The organism is Pseudomonas sp. IC_126 (assembly GCF_004331835.1).
In the GTDB taxonomy this organism is placed as follows: domain Bacteria; phylum Pseudomonadota; class Gammaproteobacteria; order Pseudomonadales; family Pseudomonadaceae; genus Stutzerimonas.
In genome coordinates, this window is sequence record NZ_SJSS01000002.1 from 58,224 (window position 1) to 82,933 (window position 24,710).

24 protein-coding genes are annotated in these 24,710 nt (G+C 63.7%); 17 read left to right on the forward strand and 7 right to left on the reverse strand.

Annotation, left to right across the window (positions count from 1 at the left end; translation table 11 throughout):
- Positions 1-7: 7 nt before the first annotated feature.
- Genes E0D86_RS05730 through E0D86_RS05750 form a run of 5 tightly spaced genes read right to left on the reverse strand, consistent with a single transcriptional unit; the run spans position 8 to position 5,035 of the window.
- Entirely contained in the window at positions 8-631 is a 624-nt protein-coding gene (locus E0D86_RS05730) for a cytochrome c oxidase assembly protein (protein WP_131649041.1), read from the reverse strand.
- Positions 628-1,041, reverse strand: a complete 414-nt coding sequence (locus E0D86_RS05735) for a hypothetical protein (RefSeq protein WP_131649042.1) — start codon at positions 1,039-1,041, stop codon at positions 628-630. The genes E0D86_RS05730 and E0D86_RS05735 overlap by 4 nt, the downstream gene beginning before the upstream one ends.
- Positions 1,038-3,545, reverse strand: coding sequence for a cytochrome c oxidase subunit I (gene ctaD / locus E0D86_RS05740; protein WP_256681141.1), 2,508 nt, complete (start codon positions 3,543-3,545; stop codon positions 1,038-1,040). Before ctaD ends, E0D86_RS05735 begins: the two co-directional genes overlap by 4 nt.
- Positions 3,546-3,553: 8 nt before the next feature.
- A complete protein-coding gene (coxB, locus tag E0D86_RS05745; RefSeq protein WP_131649044.1) occupies positions 3,554-4,570 on the reverse strand; it encodes a cytochrome c oxidase subunit II in 1,017 nt (338 codons plus the stop codon).
- 57 nt (positions 4,571-4,627) lie between these two features.
- The gene (locus E0D86_RS05750; RefSeq protein WP_131649998.1) at positions 4,628-5,035 is read right to left on the reverse strand and encodes a VanZ family protein; all 408 of its coding nucleotides are present in this window, start codon (positions 5,033-5,035) and stop codon (positions 4,628-4,630) included.
- Positions 5,036-5,359: 324 nt separating this feature from the next.
- On the opposite strand from E0D86_RS05750, the gene E0D86_RS05755 reads away from it, so the two are divergent.
- From E0D86_RS05755 to dctM, 15 genes are all read left to right on the forward strand, one after another.
- Positions 5,360-6,502: an MlaE family lipid ABC transporter permease subunit gene (locus E0D86_RS05755; protein ID WP_371924055.1), complete on the forward strand. Its 1,143-nt coding sequence runs from the start codon at positions 5,360-5,362 to the stop codon at positions 6,500-6,502.
- On the forward strand, positions 6,499-7,287 hold the full coding sequence (locus E0D86_RS05760; protein WP_131649046.1) for an ABC transporter ATP-binding protein: 789 nt from the start codon (positions 6,499-6,501) through the stop codon (positions 7,285-7,287). The genes E0D86_RS05755 and E0D86_RS05760 overlap by 4 nt, the downstream gene beginning before the upstream one ends.
- Positions 7,288-8,226 carry an MlaD family protein gene (locus tag E0D86_RS05765; RefSeq protein WP_131649047.1) on the forward strand — a complete coding sequence of 313 codons (939 nt, stop codon included), beginning with the start codon at positions 7,288-7,290 and terminating at the stop codon, positions 8,224-8,226.
- Positions 8,223-8,858: an ABC-type transport auxiliary lipoprotein family protein gene (locus E0D86_RS05770; RefSeq protein ID WP_131649048.1), complete on the forward strand. Its 636-nt coding sequence runs from the start codon at positions 8,223-8,225 to the stop codon at positions 8,856-8,858. Before E0D86_RS05765 ends, E0D86_RS05770 begins: the two co-directional genes overlap by 4 nt.
- 158 nt (positions 8,859-9,016) lie before the next feature.
- Positions 9,017-9,808 carry a cache domain-containing protein gene (locus tag E0D86_RS21555; RefSeq protein WP_256681142.1) on the forward strand — a complete coding sequence of 264 codons (792 nt, stop codon included), beginning with the start codon at positions 9,017-9,019 and terminating at the stop codon, positions 9,806-9,808.
- Positions 9,784-10,896, forward strand: a complete 1,113-nt coding sequence (locus E0D86_RS21560; RefSeq protein WP_256681180.1) for a methyl-accepting chemotaxis protein — start codon at positions 9,784-9,786, stop codon at positions 10,894-10,896. Before E0D86_RS21555 ends, E0D86_RS21560 begins: the two co-directional genes overlap by 25 nt.
- A gap of 365 nt (positions 10,897-11,261) precedes the next feature.
- On the forward strand, positions 11,262-12,332 hold the full coding sequence (gene rfbB / locus E0D86_RS05780) for a dTDP-glucose 4,6-dehydratase (RefSeq protein WP_131649049.1): 1,071 nt from the start codon (positions 11,262-11,264) through the stop codon (positions 12,330-12,332).
- Positions 12,329-13,201: a glucose-1-phosphate thymidylyltransferase RfbA gene (gene rfbA / locus E0D86_RS05785; RefSeq protein WP_131649050.1), complete on the forward strand. Its 873-nt coding sequence runs from the start codon at positions 12,329-12,331 to the stop codon at positions 13,199-13,201. Before rfbB ends, rfbA begins: the two co-directional genes overlap by 4 nt.
- Positions 13,198-13,743: a dTDP-4-dehydrorhamnose 3,5-epimerase gene (gene rfbC, locus E0D86_RS05790; RefSeq protein WP_131649051.1), complete on the forward strand. Its 546-nt coding sequence runs from the start codon at positions 13,198-13,200 to the stop codon at positions 13,741-13,743. Before rfbA ends, rfbC begins: the two co-directional genes overlap by 4 nt.
- Entirely contained in the window at positions 13,740-14,651 is a 912-nt protein-coding gene (gene rfbD / locus E0D86_RS05795; RefSeq protein ID WP_131649052.1) for a dTDP-4-dehydrorhamnose reductase, read from the forward strand. The genes rfbC and rfbD overlap by 4 nt, the downstream gene beginning before the upstream one ends.
- A gap of 131 nt (positions 14,652-14,782) precedes the next feature.
- Positions 14,783-16,582 (forward strand): ATP-binding protein, encoded by a 1,800-nt coding sequence (locus tag E0D86_RS05800; protein ID WP_131649053.1) that lies wholly within the window; start codon positions 14,783-14,785, stop codon positions 16,580-16,582.
- A gap of 1 nt (position 16,583) precedes the next feature.
- Positions 16,584-17,975 carry a sigma-54 dependent transcriptional regulator gene (locus E0D86_RS05805; protein WP_131649054.1) on the forward strand — a complete coding sequence of 464 codons (1,392 nt, stop codon included), beginning with the start codon at positions 16,584-16,586 and terminating at the stop codon, positions 17,973-17,975.
- Between the two features lie 375 nt (positions 17,976-18,350).
- A complete protein-coding gene (gene dctP, locus E0D86_RS05810) occupies positions 18,351-19,343 on the forward strand; it encodes a C4-dicarboxylate TRAP substrate-binding protein DctP (protein ID WP_131649055.1) in 993 nt (330 codons plus the stop codon).
- Positions 19,344-19,577: 234 nt separating this feature from the next.
- Entirely contained in the window at positions 19,578-20,204 is a 627-nt protein-coding gene (locus E0D86_RS05815; RefSeq protein ID WP_131649056.1) for a TRAP transporter small permease, read from the forward strand.
- The gene (dctM, locus tag E0D86_RS05820) at positions 20,204-21,484 is read left to right on the forward strand and encodes a C4-dicarboxylate TRAP transporter large permease protein DctM (RefSeq protein WP_131649057.1); all 1,281 of its coding nucleotides are present in this window, start codon (positions 20,204-20,206) and stop codon (positions 21,482-21,484) included. Before E0D86_RS05815 ends, dctM begins: the two co-directional genes overlap by 1 nt.
- A 52-nt stretch (positions 21,485-21,536) precedes the next feature.
- Here dctM and E0D86_RS05825 read toward each other — a convergent pair whose 3' ends face one another.
- Entirely contained in the window at positions 21,537-22,145 is a 609-nt protein-coding gene (locus E0D86_RS05825; RefSeq protein WP_131649058.1) for a 2OG-Fe(II) oxygenase, read from the reverse strand.
- 149 nt (positions 22,146-22,294) lie between these two features.
- Here E0D86_RS05825 and E0D86_RS05830 point away from each other — a divergent pair, with 149 nt between their 5' ends.
- The gene (locus E0D86_RS05830; protein ID WP_131649059.1) at positions 22,295-23,071 is read left to right on the forward strand and encodes a DUF2059 domain-containing protein; all 777 of its coding nucleotides are present in this window, start codon (positions 22,295-22,297) and stop codon (positions 23,069-23,071) included.
- Here the strand turns inward: E0D86_RS05830 and E0D86_RS05835 are convergent.
- Positions 23,052-23,984: an alpha/beta hydrolase gene (locus E0D86_RS05835; protein WP_131649060.1), complete on the reverse strand. Its 933-nt coding sequence runs from the start codon at positions 23,982-23,984 to the stop codon at positions 23,052-23,054. The two genes, E0D86_RS05830 and E0D86_RS05835, sit on opposite strands and share 20 nt — an antisense overlap.
- An 86-nt stretch (positions 23,985-24,070) precedes the next feature.
- Here E0D86_RS05835 and E0D86_RS05840 point away from each other — a divergent pair, with 86 nt between their 5' ends.
- Positions 24,071-24,655: a DUF6436 domain-containing protein gene (locus E0D86_RS05840; RefSeq protein WP_131649061.1), complete on the forward strand. Its 585-nt coding sequence runs from the start codon at positions 24,071-24,073 to the stop codon at positions 24,653-24,655.
- Positions 24,656-24,710: the final 55 nt, after the last annotated feature.

A 24,710-nucleotide genomic window follows, 5' to 3' on the forward strand; every position in this document is an offset into this window, starting at 1 on the left:
GATTTGCCTAGCTGACCGAAACGGCATCGCGCTTGTCCTGTAGCAACCCGAAGAGCAGATACAGCCCGCCGATCAGGTAGGAAGTGCCGCCAAAGACCAGCATGATCACGCCGCCGATTTGCTGGTCTTCGAGCGGCGTCAAACTCGACAGCCCGCTGTGCTCGAACAGCGGTCGGCTGGACATCGTCAACAACACGCCGAGCAACGTCATGTGCATCGAGGTCAGCAACAACCCGGCGATGCCGGCCAGTGCGCGGTGATGCCGGGCGCCGCCGAAGGCCGCGAGCCACACCAGCAATCCGACGAATAGATAGCTGCCCTGCTCCAGCACCTGCGCGGCCTGCGATGTGCGTGCCGCGTGGTGCAGCGCCGGCATGTGCCAGGCCCAGACCACGAACAGCTCGATCACCGAGGCTAGAATTGGCGAGAACAGCGCAGGTACGCGGCTGGAAATATCCAGTCGCCCCCCGGCAAGTCCGATCGCCAGCAACGGCGCCGCGACGGCCACCACCATCACGTGCATGAGCATGTGCCCGACGAACATCCGCTCCGCCATCGCCGGTAGCGGGCCGAGCCAGACCGCCGCCAGCGTGGCCAGGCCGAGCATCAAGGCCAACGGGCGCCAGATCATTCGCAGCTCCTGATGAAGACCGCGCTCAGGGCCACGAATATCGTCGCAACGAAACTCAGGCCACTGAGCAGCAGCGTCGAAAAGCCAAGGAAGCGATGGCGGTCGGCGGGCGTATCGAAATCATGGGGCGCCGTGGCGTGACCGAAGGTGTGCATGCGCCAACCGCGCCAGCCGGTCAGGCCAATGCCGATGAGGGCCAAAAGCGTCAGCCCACCGACAATCAGGCGCAGGTCACCCAACGGCCCCGTACGCCCCGCGACCTTGGCGCACCAGACTGCAGCGACGACATAACACAGTAGAAAGTGCACGGCCCAGATGGTCGGCCCGAAGGTCAGCAGCCAGAGCGTGCTGCGCTCGTCGAGCGGCGCTTCGGATGTTTCTTCCGGTCGGGCTTCGGCTTGCTCGTTCATGCAACCTCCGGAAATCCGGCGATGACCGCAACGGTCACGCCAACGGTGATGGCCATGAAATGCCAGTACAGCGCGACATTGTGGATATCGATGTCGTGTTCGGCAGTCATCCGTCCAGCAGCGCGGCGTGCCAGACCGTAGAGCTGCATGATCAGGCCGACGCCAAGGTGCAACAGGCACCAGAGCACCAGCACCCAGACGGTCGCTGGATAGACGTTTGTGGTCGGATCGAGCCCACTGAAATGCGGCCCGGCGAACAGCGCGCCAGCACCGGCGAGAGTCAGCAAGGCGGCCAGCCCCAGCGCCAGATAGAACCCCGCCGCCTGATCGCGCCCATTGCAGCGGCGCGCCAGCAGGGTCAGCCCCCAGGACGCAAGAACAAGCCCCAGCGCGATCACCGGCCAGACCACGCCGGGGCCGGCGGCGTCCGCCGGCGGGAAATTTTCGTGCACCGTCCAGAAGAAAAAATAGCCGAATACCAGGCTGGCGAAGGCGCTCATGTCGCCGATCATGGTGATGAACATGGCCCACCAGCCCACGGACTTGGCGCCCGAGGCGTAGAGCGGCACCGACACGCCGAGGCCGATGTCCTTGCGCGGTTTTTCCGGAATCACCGCAGTGCCGGTCCACAACCAGACGAGGATGGTCACCAGCGCCAGAAAGCCGCTGGTCAGCGCCGCGACATACCAGCTGTAGGTCGCGAAGATGAACAGCCCGCCGGTGAACACCGCCGACCAGAAGGCGAGGAAGGTCGGTCCCGGCACGCGCAGGCATTGGATCGGCTCGGCGTCGATGATGCTGCTGATCAGCGTCTCGCGCTTGCCTTCCCCAGCATCGGGCAGATAGAAGCGCCCGGCATCGACGTCGCGCATCAGGTTCGGCTGGTCCCACAGCGGATAACGGCCCTTGATGATCGGAATTGAGCGCACGCCCCAGGACTTGCCGGGCATTTCCGCCAGCCATTCGAGGGTGCCGGCATTCCACGGGTTGCGCTGGCTGTAGGGCTGCTTACCCTTGGGCCGCAGCACGTCCCAGACCAGCACCGCGACGCCAGCGGCGAGGATGAAGGCGCCAACCGTGGAGACCATGTTGAGCACGTCGAAGCCCATGTCTGGGGCGTAGGTGTAGACCCGTCGCGGCATGCCCAGCAGGCCGGTGAAGTGCATCGGCAAGAAGCCAATGTTGAAGCCGATGAACATCAGCCAAAAGGCGATCCGCCCAAGCTTGTCCGAGAGCGTTTTGCTCATAGCCAGCGGGAAGAAGTAGTACAGCCCGGCGATCACCGGGAACAGCATCCCGCCGATCAGCACATAGTGCAGGTGCGCGACGATGAAGTAGGTGTCGTGCGCCTGGAAGTCGAACGGCGCCAGCGCCACCATCACCCCGGTCAGGCCGCCGAGCACGAAGATCGCCAACGCGCCGGCGACGAACAGCATGGGCACCGATTTGACGAAGCGCCCGGCCAGCGCCGTGGCGAGAAAGCAGAAGATCTGCACGCCGGTCGGGATCGCCACCGCCTCGGACGCCGCCGAGAAGAACGCCAGCGAGATGCCCGGCATGCCGGTGGTGAACATGTGGTGCACCCACAGTCCGAAGCTGATGAAGCCGGTGCCCACCGCCGCCAGCACGATAAAGCTGTAGCCGACGATGGGCCGCTGCGAGGCGGTGGGCACGATGGTCGCCACCAGCGCCACAGCGGGCAGGAAGATGATGTAAACCTCCGGATGGCCGAAAATCCAGAACAGGTGCTGCCACAGCAGCGGATCGCCGCCGCGGGTGTGGTCGAAGAATGGCCAGTCGAAGGCGCGCTCCAGTTCGAACAGTAGGTCACCAGCGATTAGCGGCGGGAAGGCGAACAGGATCATTCCCGCCACCACCAGGATATACCAGCAATACAGCGGGATCAGGTTGATGCGCATGCCGGGCGGCCGCGTCTTCAGCACGCCGACGATCAGTTCTACGGCCGCCGCGATCGACGCCACCTCGATGAATGACAACCCGAGTAGCCAGATATCCGCGCCGAGTCCTTCCTGATAGCTGGTGGTCAGCGGCGGATACATGAACCAGCCGCCCTGGGGCGCGACGCCAAAGAAGATCGAGCCGCAGACGAACACGCCGCCAATGATGAAACACCAGAAACCGTAGGCCGACAGTCGCGGAAACGGCAGGTCCCGCGCGCCCAGCATCTGCGGCAGGATAAGGATCGAAAACGCCTCGAAGATCGGCACGCCGAACAGGAACATCATTACCGAGCCGTGCAGGGTGAAGACCTGGTTGTAGGTTTCGGCGGACAGTAGATCGTTGTCCGGCACTGCCAGCTGGGCGCGAATCAGCATCGCCAGCACGCCGGCAAAGAGGAAGAACAGAAAGGACACGCCGGTGTACCAGAGTCCGACCTCGGTGTTGTTTACCGCTGACCAGTAGCGCCAGCCGGTGGGCGTCTTCCAGGCGGCGGCCAGGCGTTCGGCCTGCGCCTTGGCACGGGCTTGGTCGTGCGCGTCCATCGGCTCGCTCATTTCAATCCGCTCAGGTAATGCGCCATGGCGTTCAGCTGCTCTTCAGGCAGCATGCCGAAGGCGGGCATGCGCACGTCCGGCTTGATCTCGCCGGTGTGGCCGATCCAGCGCTGGAAGGCGTCGACATCTGCCGGCAAGGTCCCGGCACCGAGGCTTAGGCGACTGCCGACGTGGGTCAGATCGGGGCCGAGCGCGCCATCAGCCTCGGTGCCACGCACGCGGTGACAGGCGCCGCAGCCGTTGGCGAGAAACGCCTGCTGGCCTTGCCGCTGCAAAGCGGTTTGCGGTGCCTGCGCGGGCTCGGCCTGCCCGGCGAGCCAAGCGTCAAACGCCGCCGGCTCCATCACCACGACGGGGAAATTCATCAGCGCGTGAGCGGTGCCGCAATATTCAGCGCAAGCACCGCGAAAGGTGCCGGTGCGCGTCGGTTCGAGCACCAATTGGGTGGTGCGGCCGGGAATCATGTCGACCTTGCCGCCGAGCGAGGGAATCCAGAACGAGTGAATCACGTCCGGGCTGGTCAGGCTGAAGGCTACCCGCTGGCCGACCGGCAGACGAATCTCGTTGGCCAGCTCCACCTTGTCGCCGGCCTCGGTTTCGTAGCGCACCCGCCACCACCACTGTTCGCCCGAGACATCCACCTGCAGGTCGACACCGGCGGTCGAGCGTAGCGGCTGCATCAGCATCAACCCGTAGATCAGCAGCACAGTGAGCACCACGACGGGAAACACGATCCCGCCACCCAGGATCAGCCAGCGCGCGCTGCGAATGCCATGTGCCTCGGGGTGCGCCCGGGTGGCGTAGTAGGCGATGCCCATCACTAGCGCCCAGATCAGCAGGCCGCCGCCGCACATCCACCAGAAGAGTTCGGCGATGCGTTCGGCACCGGTGCCGGCGGGGTTCAGGGTCGACTGCTGACCGTCACAGGCGATCAACAGCGCCACGGGCAACAGAGCGAAGCCGCGTCGCCAGGGCCGCATAGGCGGGTTGTCGTTGGTCGGCTGGGGCCACATGGTCCGGCTCGTCGAAAGTCTATTGCGTGTGACCCACGACCAAACGGAAAAGTTGGCTCAGGGCCGCGCGGCAGTCTCGACACGCTCCGCCGCCTCGGGCGCTTCGGGATCGGTGGTGACGCCGATACGCCGCAGATACCAGAGATACGCCAGATGCGAGCAACCCCAGCCCAGCAGCACGCCCGCCGCATTGGCCAGCATGTCGCCCGGCGATGCCTGGCGATTGGGTAGAAAGCTCTGACCGGCCTCGATCAGCAAGGCCGCGCCAAGGCTGGCCAGAACGGTCCAGACCACCCGCCATTGCGGGAAGGCCAGGCGCAGGGTGAAGGTCAGTGCCGCGAAGCCCAGCATATGGTGCAGCTTGTCCTGTTGGTCGAACACCTGTGGCACCGGCTCGGGCCGCAGCCCGCTGAACAGGATGACGCCCAGGACCACGATGAATGGCAACGCACGCAAGCAATTGATAGACAAACGAAAACTCTCGCAGTGGTCGGGGTAAAGGTGAGCAGGACCCGAACGGGCAGAAGGAAGGCGTCACGACCAACGCATAAGTCACGTGACGCGATGCGTACCGGGTATGGCAATCCGGCTCGCACGCTATGGAGGCTGATTGCGGTCGATAGTTCGCGTCCGCCTGCAACAAATTGCTCGGCGGTCGTGTGCACCGCCCATTCATTCGGCTGTGCCGCCAAATTAAACCGAACCGCGCTGGCAGAGTCCCAACTGTTAGGATCGTCAAAAGCCGCGGCGCCTGAGCACTCGCTCCGACGCCATCGCATACGGATAAGAATATTGACTCAACCGACGTCTACGCCCGGCAGTTTGCAGCGTCACCCGAACAGCGACACGCTGGCGATCGGAGGCGATTGGACGCTGCAGCATTACGCGGCGCTGCGGCGTGAGGTCGAACAGGCACGCCGTCAGGGCAGTGACGCCGATTGCATCGAGCTCGACGCCATCGGCGAGCTGGACACCGCCGGCGCCGGGCTGCTGGTCGAGCTGCTCGGCACGGCGCGCATCGCCAGCCTGCCGGAATGGGCGCCGCAACTGCCACCGGAACGCCAGGCGCTGTTGCAGACCGTCGCCGCCGCGCTGGATCAGCCGCGAGCCAAGCAGGAGCCTGAACCCAACGGCCTCGCCGACGTCCTGGCGCATATCGGGCGCAGCGTTGCCGGCGTCTGGAACCAACAGCGCACCCTGCTCGGTTTCATCGGCCTGACGCTGCAGACGCTGTTCACCGTCATCCTCAACCCGCGGCGCTGGCGAATCACCGCGCTGGTCGCGCATATCGAGCAGACCGGCCTGGACGCCGTTCCCATCGTCGCCCTGCTGACCTTTCTGGTCGGCGCGGTGGTGGCTTTCCTCGGCGCCACGGTATTGGCCGATTTCGGCGCGACCATCTACACGGTCAATCTGGTGGCCTTTTCCTTCCTGCGCGAATTCGGCGTGCTGCTCGCCGCGATCCTGCTCGCCGGGCGCACCGCCAGCGCCTTCGCCGCGCAGATCGGCGCGATGAAGGCCAACGAGGAAATCGACGCCATCCGCGCCATCGGCCTGAGTCCCGTCGAGCTGCTAGTGCTGCCGCGGGTCCTGGCAATGCTGATCACCCTGCCGATTCTAACCTTCATCGGCATGCTCAGCGGCATCGTCGGCGGGCTGGTGGTCTGTTCGCTGGCGCTGGATATCTCGCCGGCGATGTTCTTTACCATTCTGCAGCGAGACATTTCCATCAACCACTTTCTGGTCGGCCTGGGCAAGGCACCTGTATTCGCCTTCCTGATCGCGGTGATCGGCTGCCTGGAAGGCTTCAAGGCCAGCGGTAGCGCGCAGTCGGTGGGCGAACACACCACCTCCAGCGTGGTGCAGTCGATCTTCATGGTGATCCTGCTCGACGCCATCGCCGCACTGTTTTTCATGGGGATGGGCTGGTGAGATCGGAAGAACCCGTCATCCAGGTCCGGGGCCTGGTCAACCGCTTCGGCAGCCAGGCGGTGCACGTCAATCTCGACCTGGATATCCGTCGCGGCGAAATCCTCGGCGTGGTCGGCGGCTCCGGCACCGGCAAGTCGGTGCTGCTGCGCAGCATCGTCGGCCTGCGCCAGCCCAACGCCGGCAGCGTCAAGGTGTTCGGCGAGAACCTGCTGAAGCTCTCGACGGAGCGCCGCTCGGAGATCGAGCGGCGCTTCGGCGTGCTGTTTCAGCGCGGCGCCCTGTTCACCTCGCTTAACCTGCAGGAAAACGTCGCGCTGCCGCTGATCGAACACGCCGGGCTCAAGCGCGCCGATGCCGAGCATCTGGCGCGGCAGAAGCTGGCGCTGGCCGGGCTGCCGCCCGACGCCGCCTGCAAGTATCCCGACGAGCTGTCCGGCGGCATGGTCAAGCGCGCCGCACTGGCCCGCGCCCTGGCGCTCGATCCGGAAGTACTGTTTCTCGACGAGCCCACCGCCGGCCTCGATCCCATCGGCGCAGCGGCCTTCGACCAGTTGATCCTGACCCTGCGCGATGCGCTGGGTTTCAGCGTGTTTCTGGTCACCCACGATCTGGATACGCTCTACACCATCTGCGACCGCGTCGCGGTGCTGGCGCAGAAGCGGGTGCTGGCGGTCGATACCCTGGAAGCGGTCGCTGCCTCCGACGACGACTGGATTCGCGATTATTTCCACGGCCCACGTGGCCGCGCCGCGCAGGATGCCGCGCAAAAGTTGGAGACGCCCTAAATGGAAACCCGTGCCCATCATGTTCTGATCGGATTATTCACCGTGGTCGCGGTCGGCTGCGCGCTGCTCTTCGCGCTGTGGCTGGGCAAGTCCAGCATGGACCGCGAATATAGCTATTACGATATCGGCTTCAGCCAGGCGGTCAGTGGGCTGTCCAGCGGTAGCTCGGTGGAATACAGCGGCATCAAGGTCGGCGATGTCACCGACCTGTGGCTCGACCCCGAAGACCCGCGCAAAGTCCGCGCGCGCATTCGCGTCTACGGTGGCACACCGATCAAGACCGACACTCAGGCGCGGCTGGCACTGGCCAACATCACCGGCAGCATGATCATCCAGTTGCACGGCGGCAAGCCGGACAGCCCGCGCCTTGAAGGCAGCCGGGCTGAGCCGCCACTGATCATCGCCGACCCGTCGCCACTCAGCGCGCTGCTGGAAAACGGCGAAGACCTGATGAGCAACATCAACAATCTGCTGCTCAGCGCCAACAAGATCTTTTCCGAAGAAAATACCGACCGTCTCAGCCGCACGCTGGAGCACCTGGAACAGGCGACCAGCGTGCTGTCCGAACAGCGCGGTGACCTGGCCCAGACGCTGCAGCAATTCAATCAACTGAGCCAGCAAGCCAATACCGTCATGGGCGAACTGTCGAGCCTGGCGCGCAACGCCAACGGCCTGCTCGACGATCAGGGCCGCAGCGTGCTGGACAGTGCCGAGCGGTCGATGAGCGCGCTGGATCGCACCACCTCCCGCCTGGATACGCTGCTCGAAGAAAATGAGGGCGCGTTGAACAACGGCATGCAGGGTTTCAACGACCTCGGCCCGGCGATCAACGAGCTGCGCAGCACGCTCGGTGCGTTGCGCCGGGTGACCCAGCGCCTGGAAGACAACCCGAGTGGCTTCCTGCTCGGCCGCGACAAACTGCAGGAGTTCACCCCATGAGCCTTCGCCACCTTCGCCAAACCTCGCTCCGCCTCGCCCTGTCCGGACTGATCATGGCGCTCGCGGCGTGTTCGATCCTGCCTGAGTCCGAAATCCTGCGGATCTTCCTGCTGCCAACCGCGACGACTTCTCAACAGCCCCGCGAGCCGGAGCTGCAGCACGCGTTGCGCATCAATACGCCGCAGGCCAGCCGCATCCTTTCCAGCTCAAGGATCGCCGTGGTGCCGCAAGGCAACCAGATCAGCGGCTATCGGGGCGCTCGCTGGAGCGATGCGGCGCCGATGCTGCTGCGCGACCGTCTGATTGAAGCCTTCCAGCGCGACGGGCGCATGCCTTCGGTGAGCAATGAAGAAGTGAACCTCTACGCCGATCTTGGCCTGCACAGCGATCTGCGCGCTTTTCAAACCGAATACATCGACGGCGAGCCGCAGATAGTGATCCGTCTCGATGCGCGCCTGGTGAACCTGCACGATCAGCACACCCTATCCAGTCGACGCTTCGAAGTCCGCCAGCCCAGCGCCGACCCCAGCGTGGAAAGCGTGGTCGAGGCGTTCGGCCAGGCCAGCGACACGCTGAGCCGCAAGGTGCTCGAATGGACCCTTTCCCACGCACGGCAGCTGCCGCAAGGCTGAGGCGCCTCCGCTACCCTGCTTGTAACGGCGGTTTGTGCTCCGAGCATGACCCATCCCTACCGTTCATCACACCAGCTACAGCTCGCACGCGGCCCGACGATAACAGCCGGTCAGTGCCTCTTTTCAATCGGGGCCGTATCAGCTTTTGAAGGTGTTCCATGTCGCTGTCACTGCGAAAGAAAATCGTGCTCTCCACCTGCGCCGCAGTGCTGCTCGCCGGCACCAGCCAGTTGTCGCTGAACTTCATCGAGAGCCGCAAGAGTCTGGAGAGCCATATCGCCGAGCAAGTCGCCATCGCCAGCAAGACCTTCAGCGCCAGCGTGCGCTACTGGCTGCAGAGCAAGGAAGCGGCGCTGCTGTCCGTACCGGTCGACGAAACGTCGGGTCTGCAGGGTGCGCTGGTGCAGGCGAAGGTCGCCGGCGGATTCGAGAACGTGTTCTTCGCTCGTGCCGACGGCAGCCAGATCAACGCCGACCAGGTCAGCCTGCCGGCGGACAACAACGATCCGCGCCGCTGGAAGTGGTATCAGCAAGCGCTGCTGACGCCGAGCGAGGTTTACATTTCCACCCCCAGCGTGGCGGCGGCGACCGGCCAGTTCGTGCTTTCGCTGGGGCGTACCCTGCAGCACAACGGGCAGGCGCTCGGTGTCGTGGGTGCCGACGTCGGTATGGGCGAGATTCTCGATCAGCTGAAACAGATCGAACTGCGGGCGACGGCCTGGCGTTCTTCATCGACAAGCAGGGCACCGTGCTTGGCCACCCGGACAGCGCCTACCTGGACAAGAAGGTCACGGCCCTCTATCCGGCGCTGGATCAGGCGACGCTCGCCGGCCTGGTTGCCCACAGTGGCACGCGGCATCTGCTCGACGGCGACGGCAAGCGCCTGTACGCCGCGCCGGTCGGCCATGCCGATCAGGTGCTGGTCATGGTGTTGGACGACGCCGTGCTAGCGGCGCCGCTGTATCGCCAGCTGTGGACGGGCCTCGCCGCCTTCGGCGTGATACTGATTATCTCGCTGACCGCCATCGGCCTGCTGTGCAGCTGGCTGCTGCGGCCGCTCGGCGTGGTCTCCGCGGGCCTGCAGGTAATCGCCGACGGCAACGGCGATCTGACCCAGCGCATCCCCGAAGCGAGCAACGACGAGTTGGGCAGCCTTGCTCGGCATTTCAACCAGTTCGTCGGCAGCCTGCATACGCTGGTCGGTCACATTCGCCGTCACGCTGAAGACATTGGTAGCGAGTCCGGTGACGTGCTGCAGCGCAGCAGCCTGTCGGTCGCCGAACTTGGGCGCTTGCAGCAGGAGCTGGCGCTGGTTGCCACAGCGGTGACCGAGATGGCCTCGGCCACCCAGGAAATCGCCGGCAATGCCGAGCGCACCGCGCAGTCGGCGCAGCAATCGACGCATAACAGCCAGCAGGGGCTGGAGTTGGTGCGCAATACCCAGCGCTCGATCACTGGCCTGGCCGATGAGGTCGCGCAGGCTACCGGTGTGATTGCCGAGCTGAGCCAGCACTCGCAGTCGATCTCCGGCGTGCTGGCCAGCATTCAGGGCATCGCCGAGCAGACCAACCTGCTGGCGCTGAACGCCGCGATCGAAGCCGCGCGCGCCGGCGAACAGGGCCGTGGATTCGCCGTGGTGGCCGACGAGGTGCGGGTGCTGTCGCAGCGCACGCATGCCTCGACGCAGGAAATCCAGGCGACCATCGCCACCTTCCAGCGCATCACCCAGAGCGCTGTGGACAAGATGGACAGCAGCCGCGCGCTGGCCGAACGCAGCGTGAACGACGCTCAGCAGGCGTCCGCCGCGCTGGAGGAAATCACCCAGGCGGCGCAGCAGATTTCCGATATGTCCATGCAGATCGCCGCCGCAGCCGAGGAGCAGTCCGCCGTCACCGAGGAGATCACCCGCAACGTGGTGACCATCAAGTCGCTGGGCGACACCCTGGCCACCAACTCGGTGGAAGGCGAACGGCAGGCGCACCTGCTGCAAGGGCATGCCAGCGAGCTGAACGACAAGGTCGGTCGCTTCATTCTCTAAGACGCTCCTCTTATGAGCGAGCCCGAACGGCGTCAGACTCCGTCTTCGGGCCGTCTCGGCGAACGGCACGCCCGAAGCCGGGCGTGCTCTTTGCCACTAATGTCTCCGACCTTCCTTTGCATCGCCACGCGCGTTGAACGAGCCAGGCGAGCCCTAGCGCAATATACGCACCCCTAGTCGCCATCTTGGTCGCTCCGCCGCGTAACGTGCCGACATCGTTGCCTGCCGAAGACGCCGGCCTCAGACTTACACCACCGCCTCACATCTCCAGACCGTGGCTGGGAATTTTTGTATTTTCAGCAGGTCTATCCTGCCGACATGCCAAGAGCCTGTTGCTCTGTAGCGCGCCAAGGAAGCCAATCATCATGCGCATTCTCGTAACCGGCGGAGCCGGATTCATCGGCTCTGCACTGATCCGTCACCTCATCCACGACACCCCGCACAGCGTCCTCAACCTGGACAAGCTGACGTATGCCGGCAATCTGGAGTCGCTGGCAGAGGTGCAGGGCAGCGATCGTTATCAATTCCTGCAAGCCGACATCGCCGATCGCGAGCGCGTGGCCGAAGCGCTGCTGGAATTCCAGCCAGACGCCATCATGCATCTGGCCGCCGAATCCCATGTCGATCGCTCCATCGACGGCCCGGCCGAATTCATCCAGACCAACATCGTCGGCACATATCAGTTGCTGGAAGCCGCCCGCGCCTACTGGCAGACGCTGCCCGAAGGCCGCCGCCAGGCCTTCCGCTTCCATCACATTTCAACCGATGAGGTGTACGGCGACCTGCACGGCGTCGACGACCTTTTCACCGAAACCACGCCCTACGCGCCCAGCTCGCCCTATTCGGCCAGCAAGGCCTCGTCGGATCACCTAGTCCGCGCCTGGCAGCGCACCTACGGCCTGCCGGTGCTGATCACCAATTGCTCGAACAATTACGGGCCGTACCATTTCCCCGAGAAGCTGATCCCGCTGGTAATCCTCAACGCGCTGGATGGCAAGTCGCTGCCGGTCTATGGCGATGGCGCCCAGGTGCGTGACTGGCTGTTCGTGGAAGATCACGCCCGCGCGCTGTTCAAGGTGGTCAGCGAAGGCCAGGTCGGCGAGACCTATAACATCGGCGGTCACAACGAGCAGAAGAACATCGACGTGGTGTGTGGCATCTGCGCCCTGCTCGAAGAACTGGCGCCGCAGAAGCCGGAAGGTTTGGCGCGTTATGAGGACCTGATCACCTTCGTCAAGGACCGTCCCGGCCACGATCTGCGCTACGCCATCGACGCCAGCAAGATCGAGCGCGAGCTGGGTTGGGTCCCGCGGGAAACCTTCGAGACCGGTCTGCGCAAGACGGTCGAGTGGTACCTGAACAATCTGGAATGGTGCCGTCGCGTTCAGGACGGCAGCTATCAACGTGAGCGCCTTGGCGCGCTGGAGAACGCATGAAAGGAATCATCCTCGCCGGAGGCTCCGGCACCCGTCTGCACCCCATCACCCTGGGCGTATCCAAGCAGCTACTGCCGATCTACGACAAGCCGATGGCCTACTACCCGATCTCGGTGCTGATGCTGGCCGGGATCCGCGACATCCTGCTGATTTCCACGCCGCAGGATCTGCCGCAGTACAAGAATTTGCTGGGCGATGGCAGCCAGTTCGGCGTCAATTTCAGCTACGCCGAGCAACCCTCGCCGGACGGTCTGGCCCAGGCCTTCCTGATCGGTGAAGAATTCATCGGCGACGACTCGGTGTGCCTGATCCTCGGCGACAACATCTTCCACGGTCAGCACTTCACCGAGAAGCTACAGCGCGCCTCGGCGCAGCAGAAAGGCGCCACGGTGTTCGGCTACTGGGTCAAGGACCCCGAGCGCTTCGGCGTGATCGATTTCGACGAGAACGGCAAAGCCCTGTCGATCGAAGAGAAGCCGGCGAAACCGAAGTCGAGCTACGCGGTGACCGGCCTGTACTTCTACGACAACGACGTGATCGAGATCGCCAAATCGATCAAGCCGTCGCCACGCGGCGAGCTGGAAATCACCGACGTCAACAACGCCTACCTCAAGCGCGGCGACCTGAATGTCGAGCGCTTCGGTCGCGGCTTCGCCTGGCTCGACACCGGCACCCACGACAGCCTGCTGGAAGCCTCGCAGTACGTGCAGACCATCGAGCACCGCCAGGGCCTGAAGGTCGCCTGCCTGGAAGAGATTGCCTACCAGCACAAGTGGATCGACCGCGAGCAGCTGCTGCAGCGCGCCGATGCGCTGGGCAAGACCGGCTATGGCCAATACCTGTTCAAGCTGGCGGGTGAAACCGCATGAAGATCATCGAAACCGACATTCCCGACGTGCTGATCATCGAGCCCAAGGTCTTCGGTGACGAACGCGGCTTCTTCTACGAGAGCTTCAACGCCGCGGCATTCGAAGCCGCGACGGGACTCAAGCGCACCTTCGTCCAGGACAACCATTCCAAGTCCCAGCGCGGCGTGCTGCGTGGCCTGCACTATCAAATCCAGCAGCCCCAGGGGAAGCTGGTGCGGGTCGTGGCCGGCGAAGTGTTCGACGTGGCGGTGGACCTGCGGCGCAGTTCGCCCAGTTTCGGCCGCTGGGTCGGTACCCACCTGAGCGCACAGAATCAGCGTCAGCTGTGGATTCCGGAGGGCTTCGCGCACGGCTTCGTGGTGCTCAGCGAGAGCGCCGAATTCCTCTACAAGACCACCGACTACTACGCGCCGGCCCATGAGCGCTCGTTGCTCTGGAACGATCCGCAGATCGGCATCGACTGGCCATTCAGCGAGCCGCCTCAGCTGTCACAGAAGGATATTGACGGCAAGGTACTCAGCGAGGCGGAGCTGTTCGCATGAAAATTCTCATCACCGGTAGCAGGGGGCAACTGTCTCGGGAGCTGCAACTGGCGCTCGCCGGTGAGGGAAAGGTACTCGCCCTGGGCCACAACGTACTGGACCTGGCCAAACCGGCGGAGATTCGCCGGCAGGTTCGCCTGCTGCGTCCCGACCTGATCATCAACGCGGCTGCCTATACCGCCGTAGACTCGGCGCAGGCTGATCGCGATCAGGCCTTCGCGGTGAACGCCGTCGGCCCCGGCATACTAGCCGAGGAAGCGGCCGCTCTTGGCGTGCCGCTGATTCACTACTCCACCGATTACGTCTTCGACGGTCGCAAATCCGAGCCGTATCGGGAGGAGGATCAGCCGGCCCCTCTGAGCGTGTACGGCGAGAGCAAGCTGGCCGGTGAACAGGCGGTTCAGGCGGTCGGCGGCAAGCACCTGATTCTGCGCACCAGCTGGGTCTACTCATCGCACGGTCACAACTTCTTACTGACCATGCAGCGCCTGCTGCAGGAGCGCGATTCGCTGTCGGTCGTCGACGATGAAATCGGTGCGCCGACCTGGGCCGGTACCCTCGCCACGGTCACCGCCGAGCTGGTGCGCAAATGGCGCAACGGCAGCGGCGGCCCCAGCGGGCTCTATCACCTGACCGCCAACGGCGAGACTTCCTGGTACGGCTTCGCCTGCAGCATCGCCGAACACCTGAGCCAGCAGGGCCGCCTGCGCGCCAGCCTCGAACCCATCCTGTCCAGCGACTACCCCACCGCCGCTCAGCGCCCGCTCAATTCGCGCCTCAACTGCTCACGCTTGCAGCGCGACTGGAACATCGAATTGCCAGACTGGGAGGACGCCTTGCATCAGTGCCTGAACAGCCCGCGCAACGCGCAGACCGGACAAGACGCCGTCGCTGCGCAGAACGTCTGATTCCGGATCGAAACCAAGCGACGGCCCTGCGGTGCTGTTCGAGTCCCTGACGCGCATGTCCCAAACGGGCACGTCCCTAACGCGCAAGGTCTGAACGTGCATAATGTCGCCCGGACAACAGGCACGTACGCATGACCCCATCCCTTTCTACTCGCCGCCCACGCTGGCGCAACCTGGCGTTGCTAGCGCTGCTGCTCGCGCCATTGCTCTGGCCATTGCAGCAGCTGACCGAGCGCTACTACCGCAACGAGCTGATCGAGCAGAACCGCCAGACGCTGGATCTCTACGTCGCCAACCTGCTCGGTACCCTGCGCCGCTACGAAGTCCTGCCGCGCATTCTGGGCGACCTGCCGGACCTGCGCAGCCTGCTGCGCGACGGCCAGAGCCCGGCCCTGATCGACCGGGCCAATCGTCTGCTGAACCGGCTGCGCCAGCAGACCGGCGCCGACGTCATCTACCTGATGGACACCAACGGCCAGACCCTGGCGACCTCGAATTGGAATGCCGAAGACAGCTTCATCGGCCGCAACTTCGCCTTCCGTCCGTATTTCCGCCAGGCCATGGACGGCCACCTTGGGCGCTTCTACGGCCTGGGCAACACCTCCGGCAAGCGCGGCTACTATTTCGGGGCGCCGGTGCGCGACAGCGAGGGAATTATTGGTGTGCTGGTGGTCAAGGTCGATCTGGACCACACCGAAACGCTCTGGGGCAATACGCCCGAGCAATTGCTGGTCACCGACAATTTCGGCGTGGTCATCCTTACCTCTCGGCCTGACTGGCGGTTTCGCGCCAGCCGCGCCCTGGATGCCGAAGAGCGCGAGCAGATCGCCTTCGACCAGCCCTACCCCACGATCACGCCACAGAACCTGACGCTGGACATCGAACGCTGGCTGATCCAGAGCCGCGAGCTGAAGGAAACCGGCTGGACGGTCCGCATCCTGGCACCCATCAACCTGGTTGAGCGCCCGGTGCGCACCGTGGTCGCCATCGGTGGCGCAACCCTCGCCGCGCTGCTACTGCTGCTCGGCCTGTGGATGCAGCGGCGGCGCCACTTGCTGGAACGCATCGCCCTGGATGCCAAGGCCCGGCAGCAGCTCGAACAGCGCGTGCAGGAGCGGACGCGGGATCTGGAAGCGCTCAACAGCCGGCTCAAGCAGGAAGTGCTCGAACGCGAGCAGGCCCAGCAGGAACTGGTCCGTGCTCAGGACGAGCTGCTGCAGGCCGGCAAACTGTCGGCGCTGGGCACCATGTCGGCCAGCATCAGCCATGAACTCAACCAGCCGCTGGGCGCCATCCGCAGCTATGCCGACAACGCCGGTGTGCTGCTCGATCATCAGCGCAACGAGGAGGCTCGCGACAATCTCAGGCTGATCAGCGAGCTCACCGCGCGGATGGCCTCGATCATCGCTCACCTGCGTGCCTTCGCCCGGCGCGACCGCCATGCGCCGGAACGGGTTGCCCTGCAACCGGCACTGGACGATGCCCTGGCACTACTGGCCAAACGTCGCCAGGCGATGGGCGTCGAACTGATCCGCGACATGCCCGACGCAACCCTCTGGGTTCAGGCGGGCGAGACACGGCTGCGGCAGATTCTGTCCAATCTGCTGGCCAACGCCCTCGACGCGCTCAACGAGCGACCCCCGGTGCGGCGCATCTGGCTGCGCGCCGAACGCACGGATGATGGCGTGCTGCTGACCCTGCGGGACAACGGTCCGGGGTTTACCGCCGCGGCTCTGGAACGCGCCCGAGAACCCTTTTTCACCACCAAGACAAGCGCCCAGGGCCTGGGGCTGGGGCTGGCCATCTGCGATACCCTGACCCGAGCCCTGGATGGCGAGCTGAAGATGGCCAACCATTCCGAAGGCGGCGCCCAGCTCAGTCTCTATCTGCGATCCGCCGATCCTGGCATCGCCTTCCCCAGCGAGGACTAGCATGACCAGCCAGATCGACCCGCAGTTTCAGGTAGTCCTGGTCGATGACGATCCCCATCTGCGCAAGGCGCTGAGCCAAACGCTCGACCTCGCCGGGCTCAAGGTCCTCAGCCTGGGCGATGCGCGCGGCCTGTCGACCCTGCTGCCGGTTAACTGGCCCGGCGTGGTGGTTACCGACATCCGCATGCCCGGTCTCGATGGCCTCGAACTTCAGCAGCAGCTACATGCTCTCGACAGCGAGCTGCCGGTTCTGCTGATCACCGGCCATGGCGACGTTCAGCTGGCCGTGCAGGCGATGCGTGCCGGTGCCTACGACTTTCTCGAAAAACCCTTCCCCAGCGAGGCGCTGCTCGACAGCGTGCGTCGCGCCCTGGCCCTGCGTCAGCTGGTACTCGACAACCGCAGCCTGCGTCTGGCACTGGCCGACCGGCAGCAGCTTTCGATGCGTCTGCTCGGTCAATCGCCGGCCATGCAGCGCCTGCGAGAACAGATCGGTGCGCTCGCCGGCACCCAGGCCGACGTACTGATCCTTGGCGAAACCGGTGCTGGCAAGGAGGTGGTGGCACGCGCGCTACACGACTTGTCCAGTCGCCGCGGTGGTCCTTTCGTCGCAATCAACGCCGGCGCACTGGCCGAGTCGGTGGTCGAAAGCGAACTCTTCGGTCACGAGGCGGGCGCTTTCACCGGCGCGCAGAAGCGCCGCATCGGCAAATTCGAATTCGCCAATGGCGGCACCCTGTTCCTCGACGAAATCGAAAGCATGAGCCTGGACGTGCAGGTCAAACTGCTGCGCATGCTACAGGAGCGGGTCGTCGAGCGACTGGGTGGCAACCAGATGATCCCGCTCGACATCCGTGTCATCGCCGCGACCAAGGAAGACCTGCGCCAGGCGTCCGATCAGGGCCGTTTTCGCGCCGACCTCTATTACCGGTTGAACGTCGCACCGCTGCGCATCCCGCCTTTGCGCGAGCGCAGCGAGGACCTGCTGTTCCTGTTCCAGCATTTTGCCGAGACCGCCGCCAACCGCCACGGGCTGCCGATCCGCGAACTGCGCCCGGAGCAGCGCGCGCAGTTGCTCAGACATCCATGGCCGGGCAACGTCCGCGAGCTGCAAAACACCGCCGAGCGCTTCGCCCTGGGGTTGGAACTGGGCCTCGATGATCGAGCCCGGCTTGCCGACGGCACGGCTGACGCGACGGGCAATGCGCTCAACGAGCAGGTCGATGCCTTCGAACGCGCACTGATTGCCGCCGAGCTGGCGCGACCGCACGGCTCGTTGCGCAGCGTCGCCGAGGCCCTCGGCCTGCCGCGCAAGACGCTGCACGACAAGCTGCGCAAGCATGGGCTGGTCTTCAGTGATACTGGCGGAACCTCGCCGGACGACGGCGAATAGCTGGCGGATTTCCGCCACCACGCTGTGCGCCAGTTCACAACGGACGTATCCAAGACTGGGTTGCCACGCCGCTGCAACAGTTGCCTGGGCTAGATAACTCGCGCCGCCGAATCCGGCCCGAATCGTTAAAAGCTACGAGATAGACATGTCGGCCTGAGAAATATTCGTCAGCATTTCGCCACTACACCAGTAAACTCTCGCACCGCGAGACAGGTGCGTGCTTCTGGCACAGCACTTGCTCTCGCTAATCCATGAGCCGGCAAGCGAGCCTAGCGCGCAGCGATTTTTTCAATGACGCCTAGACTGGTCTTGCTGACTTCACCGAGTTGCCTCGCCAACGCGGCGGCTCAATCCACAACAAGAGGAAACACAACAATGTTCAAGCTGACTGCCACGGCGCTTGCCTGCGCTCTGTCACTGGGTATCGCAGGTCTGGCCCAGGCCGCTGATCCGATCACGATCAAATTCTCCCACGTGGTCGCCGACAACACGCCGAAAGGCCAGGGCGCCAACCTGTTCAAGAAGCTGGTAGAGGAGCGTCTGCCCGGCAAGGTCGAAGTTCAGGTCTACCCGAACTCCTCGCTGTTCGGTGATGGCAAGGAAATGGAAGCCCTGCTGCTGGGCGACGTGCAGCTGATCGCACCGTCGCTGGCCAAGTTCGAGCATTACTCCAAGGGCGTTCAGGTATTCGACCTGCCGTTCCTGTTCGACGACATACAGGCGGTAGACCGCTTCCAGCAGAGCGAAGCCGGCCAGGGCCTGCTGCGCTCCATGGAAGACAAGAACATCACCGGTCTGGGCTACTGGCACAACGGCATGAAGCAGCTGTCGGCCAACAAGGAACTGCGCGAACCGAAAGACGCCCGTGGTATGAAGTTCCGCGTTCAGGCTTCCGCCGTACTCGACGAGCAATTCAAAGCCCTGCGCGCCAACCCGCGCAAGATGAGCTTCGCCGAGGTTTATCAGGGTCTGCAGACTGGCGTGGTCAACGGTGCCGAGAACCCCTACTCGAACATCTACTCGCAGAAAATGCATGAAGTGCAGAAGCACATCACCGAGTCCGACCACGGTCTGCTCGACTACATGCTGATCACCAACACCAAGTTCTGGAACGGCCTGCCCGACGATGTTCGCGGCGAGCTGGAAAGTATCCTGGCCGAGGTGACCGTCGAGGTGAACAAGCAAGCCGACGCGCTGAACCAGAAAGCCAAGCAGGACATTCTGGCTGCCGGTACTACCGAGATTCTGGTGCTGACTCCGGAAGAGCGTGCTAAGTGGCGCGAAGCCATGAAGCCGGTCTGGAAGAAGTTCGAGAACGAAATCGGTGCTGACCTGATCAAGGCCGCCGAAGCGTCCAACGCTCAGTAAGCCTGAAGAGAGGGCGGGCACAACTCGCCCTCTCCGTTGCGACAGCTACAACACCGATAGATCAGTGAAAAAAGAACCGACCAGGCAGTCATCGAGGCAAGGCGATCCCGAGCCTGAGGTCTGGACGAAAACAAGCGTTTTTCATTGCTCTATAAACCGGTCACCACACCGGCTCATGGCGAACGTTCTGTACGCCCGTCAAAACAAAATGCATTCCATCGGGAGATGTCATCCATGAACGCCCTCCGGCGCGTCTGGGACCACTTCGAGGAGGCCTTCATCGCCTTCCTGTTGGCCGCCATGACGCTGGTGACCTTTGTTTATGTGGTCCTGAACAACCTCTACACCATTTTCTACAGCCTCGCGGACAGCTTTCCAGCGGCTGAAGACTTCTTCTTCGCCATCGGCGATTTCGTCATCGGACTGGCCCAGTCGATGACGTGGAGCACCGCGTTGACCAAGGCGCTGTTCGCCTGGCTGATCTTTACCGGCCTCGCCTACGGCGTACGCACAGCTGGCCATATCGGTGTCGATGCGCTGGTCAAGCTCGCGTCGCGCCCGGTACAGCGCTACATCAGCATCGTCGCCTGCCTGTTCTGCCTGGGTTACGCCGGCCTGATGACGGTGGCCAGTTTCGAATGGATCCAGGCGTTGTTCGTCGCCAACATCGGCGCCGAAGACCTTGGCCATATCGGCGTCAAGCAGTGGCATATCGGCATGATCGTGCCCATTGGTTTTGCCATGGTGTTCATCCGTTTCGTTGAAATCTTCGTGCGCATCCTGCGTAACGAACAAACCGGGCTGGGACTCGCCGATGAGGCCGCCGAGGCGCTTAAGCTCGGTGAAGAGGAGCCGAAATAATGACTATCCTGTTCCTCTTCGTGGCGCTGTTCGCGCTGATGTTCATCGGCGTGCCGGTGGCCATTTCTCTCGGCCTGGCCGGCTCGCTGACCATCCTGCTGTTCAGCCCGGACTCGGTTACCTCACTGGCGATCAAGCTGTTCGAGACCTCCGAGCACTACACGCTGCTGGCCATTCCGTTCTTCCTGCTGGCCGGCGCCTTCATGACCACCGGTGGCGTGGCGCGTCGCCTGATCGATTTCGCTAACGCCACTGTCGGTCACATCCGTGGTGGTCTGGCCATCGGTGCGGTAATGGCATGCATGCTGTTCGCCGCGCTCTCGGGTTCGTCGCCTGCGACCGTAGCGGCCGTGGGTTCCATCGCCATCGCCGGCATGGTCCGCTCTGGCTACCCGCAGGCTTTCGGCGCTGGCATCGTCTGTAACGCCGGTACGCTGGGCATTCTGATCCCGCCGTCGATCGTCATGGTGGTCTACGCCGCCGCGACCGAAACCTCGGTAGGCAAGCTGTTCATGGCTGGTGTGGTCCCGGGCATTCTGCTTGGCGTCGCACTGATGGCCGCGATCTACATCATCGCGGTGAAGAAGAACCTTCCGGCAATGCCGCGCGCGACCTTCCGCGAGTGGCTGTCGTCGGCACGCAAGGCGCTCTGGGGCCTGCTGCTGATGGTGATTATCCTCGGCGGCATTTACTCCGGTATGTTCACACCGACCGAAGCGGCTGCGGTGGCTGCGGTGTATTCCGCCTTCATCGCGCTGTTCGTCTACAAGGACATCACTATCCGCGATTGCCCGAAAGTGCTGCTGGAGTCGGGCAAGCTCACCATCATGCTGATGTTCATCATCGCCAATGCGATGCTGTTCGCCCACGTGCTGACCACCGAGCAGATCCCGCAACAGATCACCGCCATGGTGCTCGAGGCAGGTCTGCAGCCTTGGATGTTCCTGCTGGTGGTAAACATCGTGCTGCTGGTTGCCGGTGCCTTCATGGAGCCGTCGGCGATCATCCTGATCCTGGCACCGATCCTGTTCCCGATCGCCGTGCAGCTGGGCATCGACCCGATCCACCTGGGCATCATCATGGTGGTGAACATGGAGATCGGTCTGATCACGCCGCCAGTGGGGCTGAACCTGTTCGTCGCCTCGGCCGTGACCGGTATGCCGGTGACTCAGGTAATCCGTGCAGTCATGCCATGGCTCGCGATGATGCTGGCTTTCTTGATCCTCATCACCTACGTGCCGTCCATCTCGCTCGGTCTGCCGAACCTGTTGGGAATGTAACCGTTCCAGACGCATCCAGCCCGGCCTTGTGCCGGGCTTTTTTGTGCGCGCTTCAGAGCGCCAACACGTCCGCCGGGCGACGACGGAACCAGCCGGTCAGCGAAAGCCGGTCGGCCTGCGTGACCAGCACTTCATGCGGGAAACTCCCCGATAGAAACACCACCAGATTGCCGGCCAGTGGTGGGATATCCAGGCTCGAACCATCGGCCAGGTACATGCGCAGCTCACCGCCATCGGCCGCTCGCCAATCCGGATTCAGATAGAGCACGGCGCTGACGCAACGGCTGTCGTCATCGCGGAAGCGGTCCAGATGCGTCTGATAGAAGGCGCCAGGCGGATATAGCGCGAAGTGGCACTCGAACTCTTCCAGGCCGAGAAACAGCTCGCGGTTGAGCGTCTGTCGCAACTCGTCCATCAGCGTCAGGTAGGCATCGCAGACTGCCGCCTGCCCTTCTTCCAGCCAGTGGATATGGTCGCCGCGAATGCCTTCGCGCACCGCCTGATCTTCACCGCGGCCAACCCCGGCCGGTGCCAGCGCACCTTCGGCGTATCGTCTGCGGCACTCATCGGCCAGCTGGCGGGTCACATCACTGGAAAGGAAAGCACTCTGCAACGACCAGCCGCGCGTGGCGAGGTCGTCGATGATGGTAGAGAACGGCAAGGACGTGACTCCAATGGGCTGATGGCGTTTCCCTACGGCCTTCGGCAGGCCGGAGTGAAACAGCGGATGAGTCTAGCAGCAGCGCTTTCGCTGCTCGACAAGCCCGGGTTGCGACGCCGAAAATAAACCGCCGCCACAAAGGAGCTTCCATGCGCGCCCTTATTGCTTGTGTATTGCTTGCCTTCAGTCTGAACGTTTGGGCCGATAGCTACGATGAACTTTACGAGGCGGCGGGCTGGACCGAACAACGCGCCAACTTTTCCGACGCGCTGACAGCCGCGCAGCAACGCTACAAGAACAGTCTGCCGCCGGCGGTTTACCAGGCGCTGGTGACCAACAGCAACCGACGCTTCGCCGTCGACGCCATCGACCAGCGCGCCAAGCGGGCACTGCGGCAGAATCTGTCCGACCCGCAGCCAGCGCTGGATTTTTTCCAGTCACCGCTGGGCCGCAAGGTGGTTTCGGCGGAAACCCTGGCGGGTCGTCGCGAACAGCTCACGCGCTATGAGAATGGCCTGCCGCGCATGGAGGCTGGCAGCAATCGGCAGTTGCTGATCCGCCATTTGGCCCAGGCCTTGCCGGCGGCCGAAGCGGGCGCCGAAGTCAGCCTGGCGTTGGCCGGTGTCGCAGCCGACAGCCTCAGCCAGATGATTCCCGGCCTGCTCGGCGGCGGGCAGGCACAGGGCCTGCTGGACAGCCAGCGCGAGCGCTTGCAGCAGCAGGTCGAGAGTGATCTGGACAATACCTTGCTGTACATCTATCGCGACCTCGAGGACGCCGAGCTCGAGCAATTCCTCGAATTCGCTCAGTCGCAAGCGGGCCAGGCTTACTATCAGGCCGCGTTCCAGGCGCTACGTGCCGGCCTGGCGGCTGATACCACCACCGCCGACGTTCAGGCACAGGCGACTACTTCAACCGTTCACTGAGAAAGTCGAAATATTCGCGGCGCAGTGCTTCGCGCTCATTGACCAGATGATGCCGCGCGCCAGGTAGACGCAAAATCTCAGGGGCGGTGAATTTACCTTCCAGAATTGGCAAGTTGTGCTGCCAATCGACGGTCATGTCCGCCTCGCCCTGAACGATGATCGGGCTATGGGGGCTCGGCAATGCACCCTCGATGCGCGGAATCCAGCGCGACAGCGCGCCGACCCAGGCGGTTGGCAAGATAGTCGGCTGCAGCGGATCGCTCGACTGAATGAACTTCAGAAATACCGGATCGCCCGAGTTTTCGCTAAAGCGTCGGGGGATCTGTTTGACGAAGCGGCGCACCACCTCGTAACTGAAGCGGGACCAACCCCAGGCACGCGGTCGCACCAGCGGTGCCAGCAGAATGCCGCGGCCCGGGTGCTCCGGCTCGCCGAGCAGATAATCCAGCACGATCGCAGCCCCGGTGCTCTGCCCCAGCAAATGCCAGGGCTGCGGCAGCTCCAGCTCGGCGGCTTCATGCAGCAGGCCCTGCAGCACCACCTGGTATTCGTCGAACTCGTTGATGCTGGCGCGCGGTCCGCTGGACAGCCCATGCCCCGGCAGGTCGCAGGCCAGTACCGCGAAGCCCATCCGCAGCCCCCAATCCACCACGTGCCGGTAGAGTCCCATGTGGTCGTAATAGCCGTGCAGGATCAGCAGTGTCGCCACCGGCTGCTCGGGGCACCAGGCCTGCACGGCCACCTCGTAACCATGAACCGGAAAGCAGCCAAGGCGGCGCTGGACGTTGCGGTGATGAGGCAGATCCAGGCCGTAGTAGGTCTGGTAGAAATGGGCATCGGCGGTCAGCTCGGCGCCGTGACTGATAGGACGCAGCTGCGCGCGCAGCGCGTCGGGATCGATTCGCGAAGGCATGTCGGGTTTTCTGGCTCGAATTAACGGCGATATTCAGCTCTGCGGCGCGACGTGGCAAGCTGGCGCCCCCACAGAAGAGCGCCGCCATGTCCGTACGCCACAAATACCTGATCGCAGCACTCATCGCCCTGCTCTGGGGCGGCGCCATGCTGGCGGCCTTCTGGTGGTTCGAAGCGCGCTATCTGCGCACCTTCGAAGGCGAGCGCGCCGAACTGTTCTCGGGCGATGCGCTGCAGCTGCCAGCCGAGTTGCAGGGCCCCGGCCCGGTGCGCTTCGTGCATTTCTGGGATCCTGGTTGTCCGTGTAACGTCGGTAACCAGCAGCATCTGGAGGAACTGCTGAAGCGCTTTGCCGGCGCCGGAGCCGAGTTCTATGCGGTACAGAAACCGGGCAGCACCGGACGCCTGCCGCAGCAACTGGCGGCGCTGAAACCGCTCGATAATCTCGCGGGTGCCGGCCAGCTGCCTGCCAGCCCGGCGGTGGCCATCTGGGACACCCAAGGCCGGCTTGCCTATATCGGTCCCTACAGCGAAGGCGCCGTATGCAGCTCGGACAACAGCTTCGTCGAACCCATTCTCGAGGCCGTGCTGGCTGGCCGCGAAGTGCGCGCGACGCACTCCCTGGCGGTGGCCTGCTTCTGTGATTGGGGAAAAGACATAACCGCTGAATGAGTAAGGATAAGTCGTCTATCCGTAGACATTTGCAGGGAACTGGATAAAACTGATG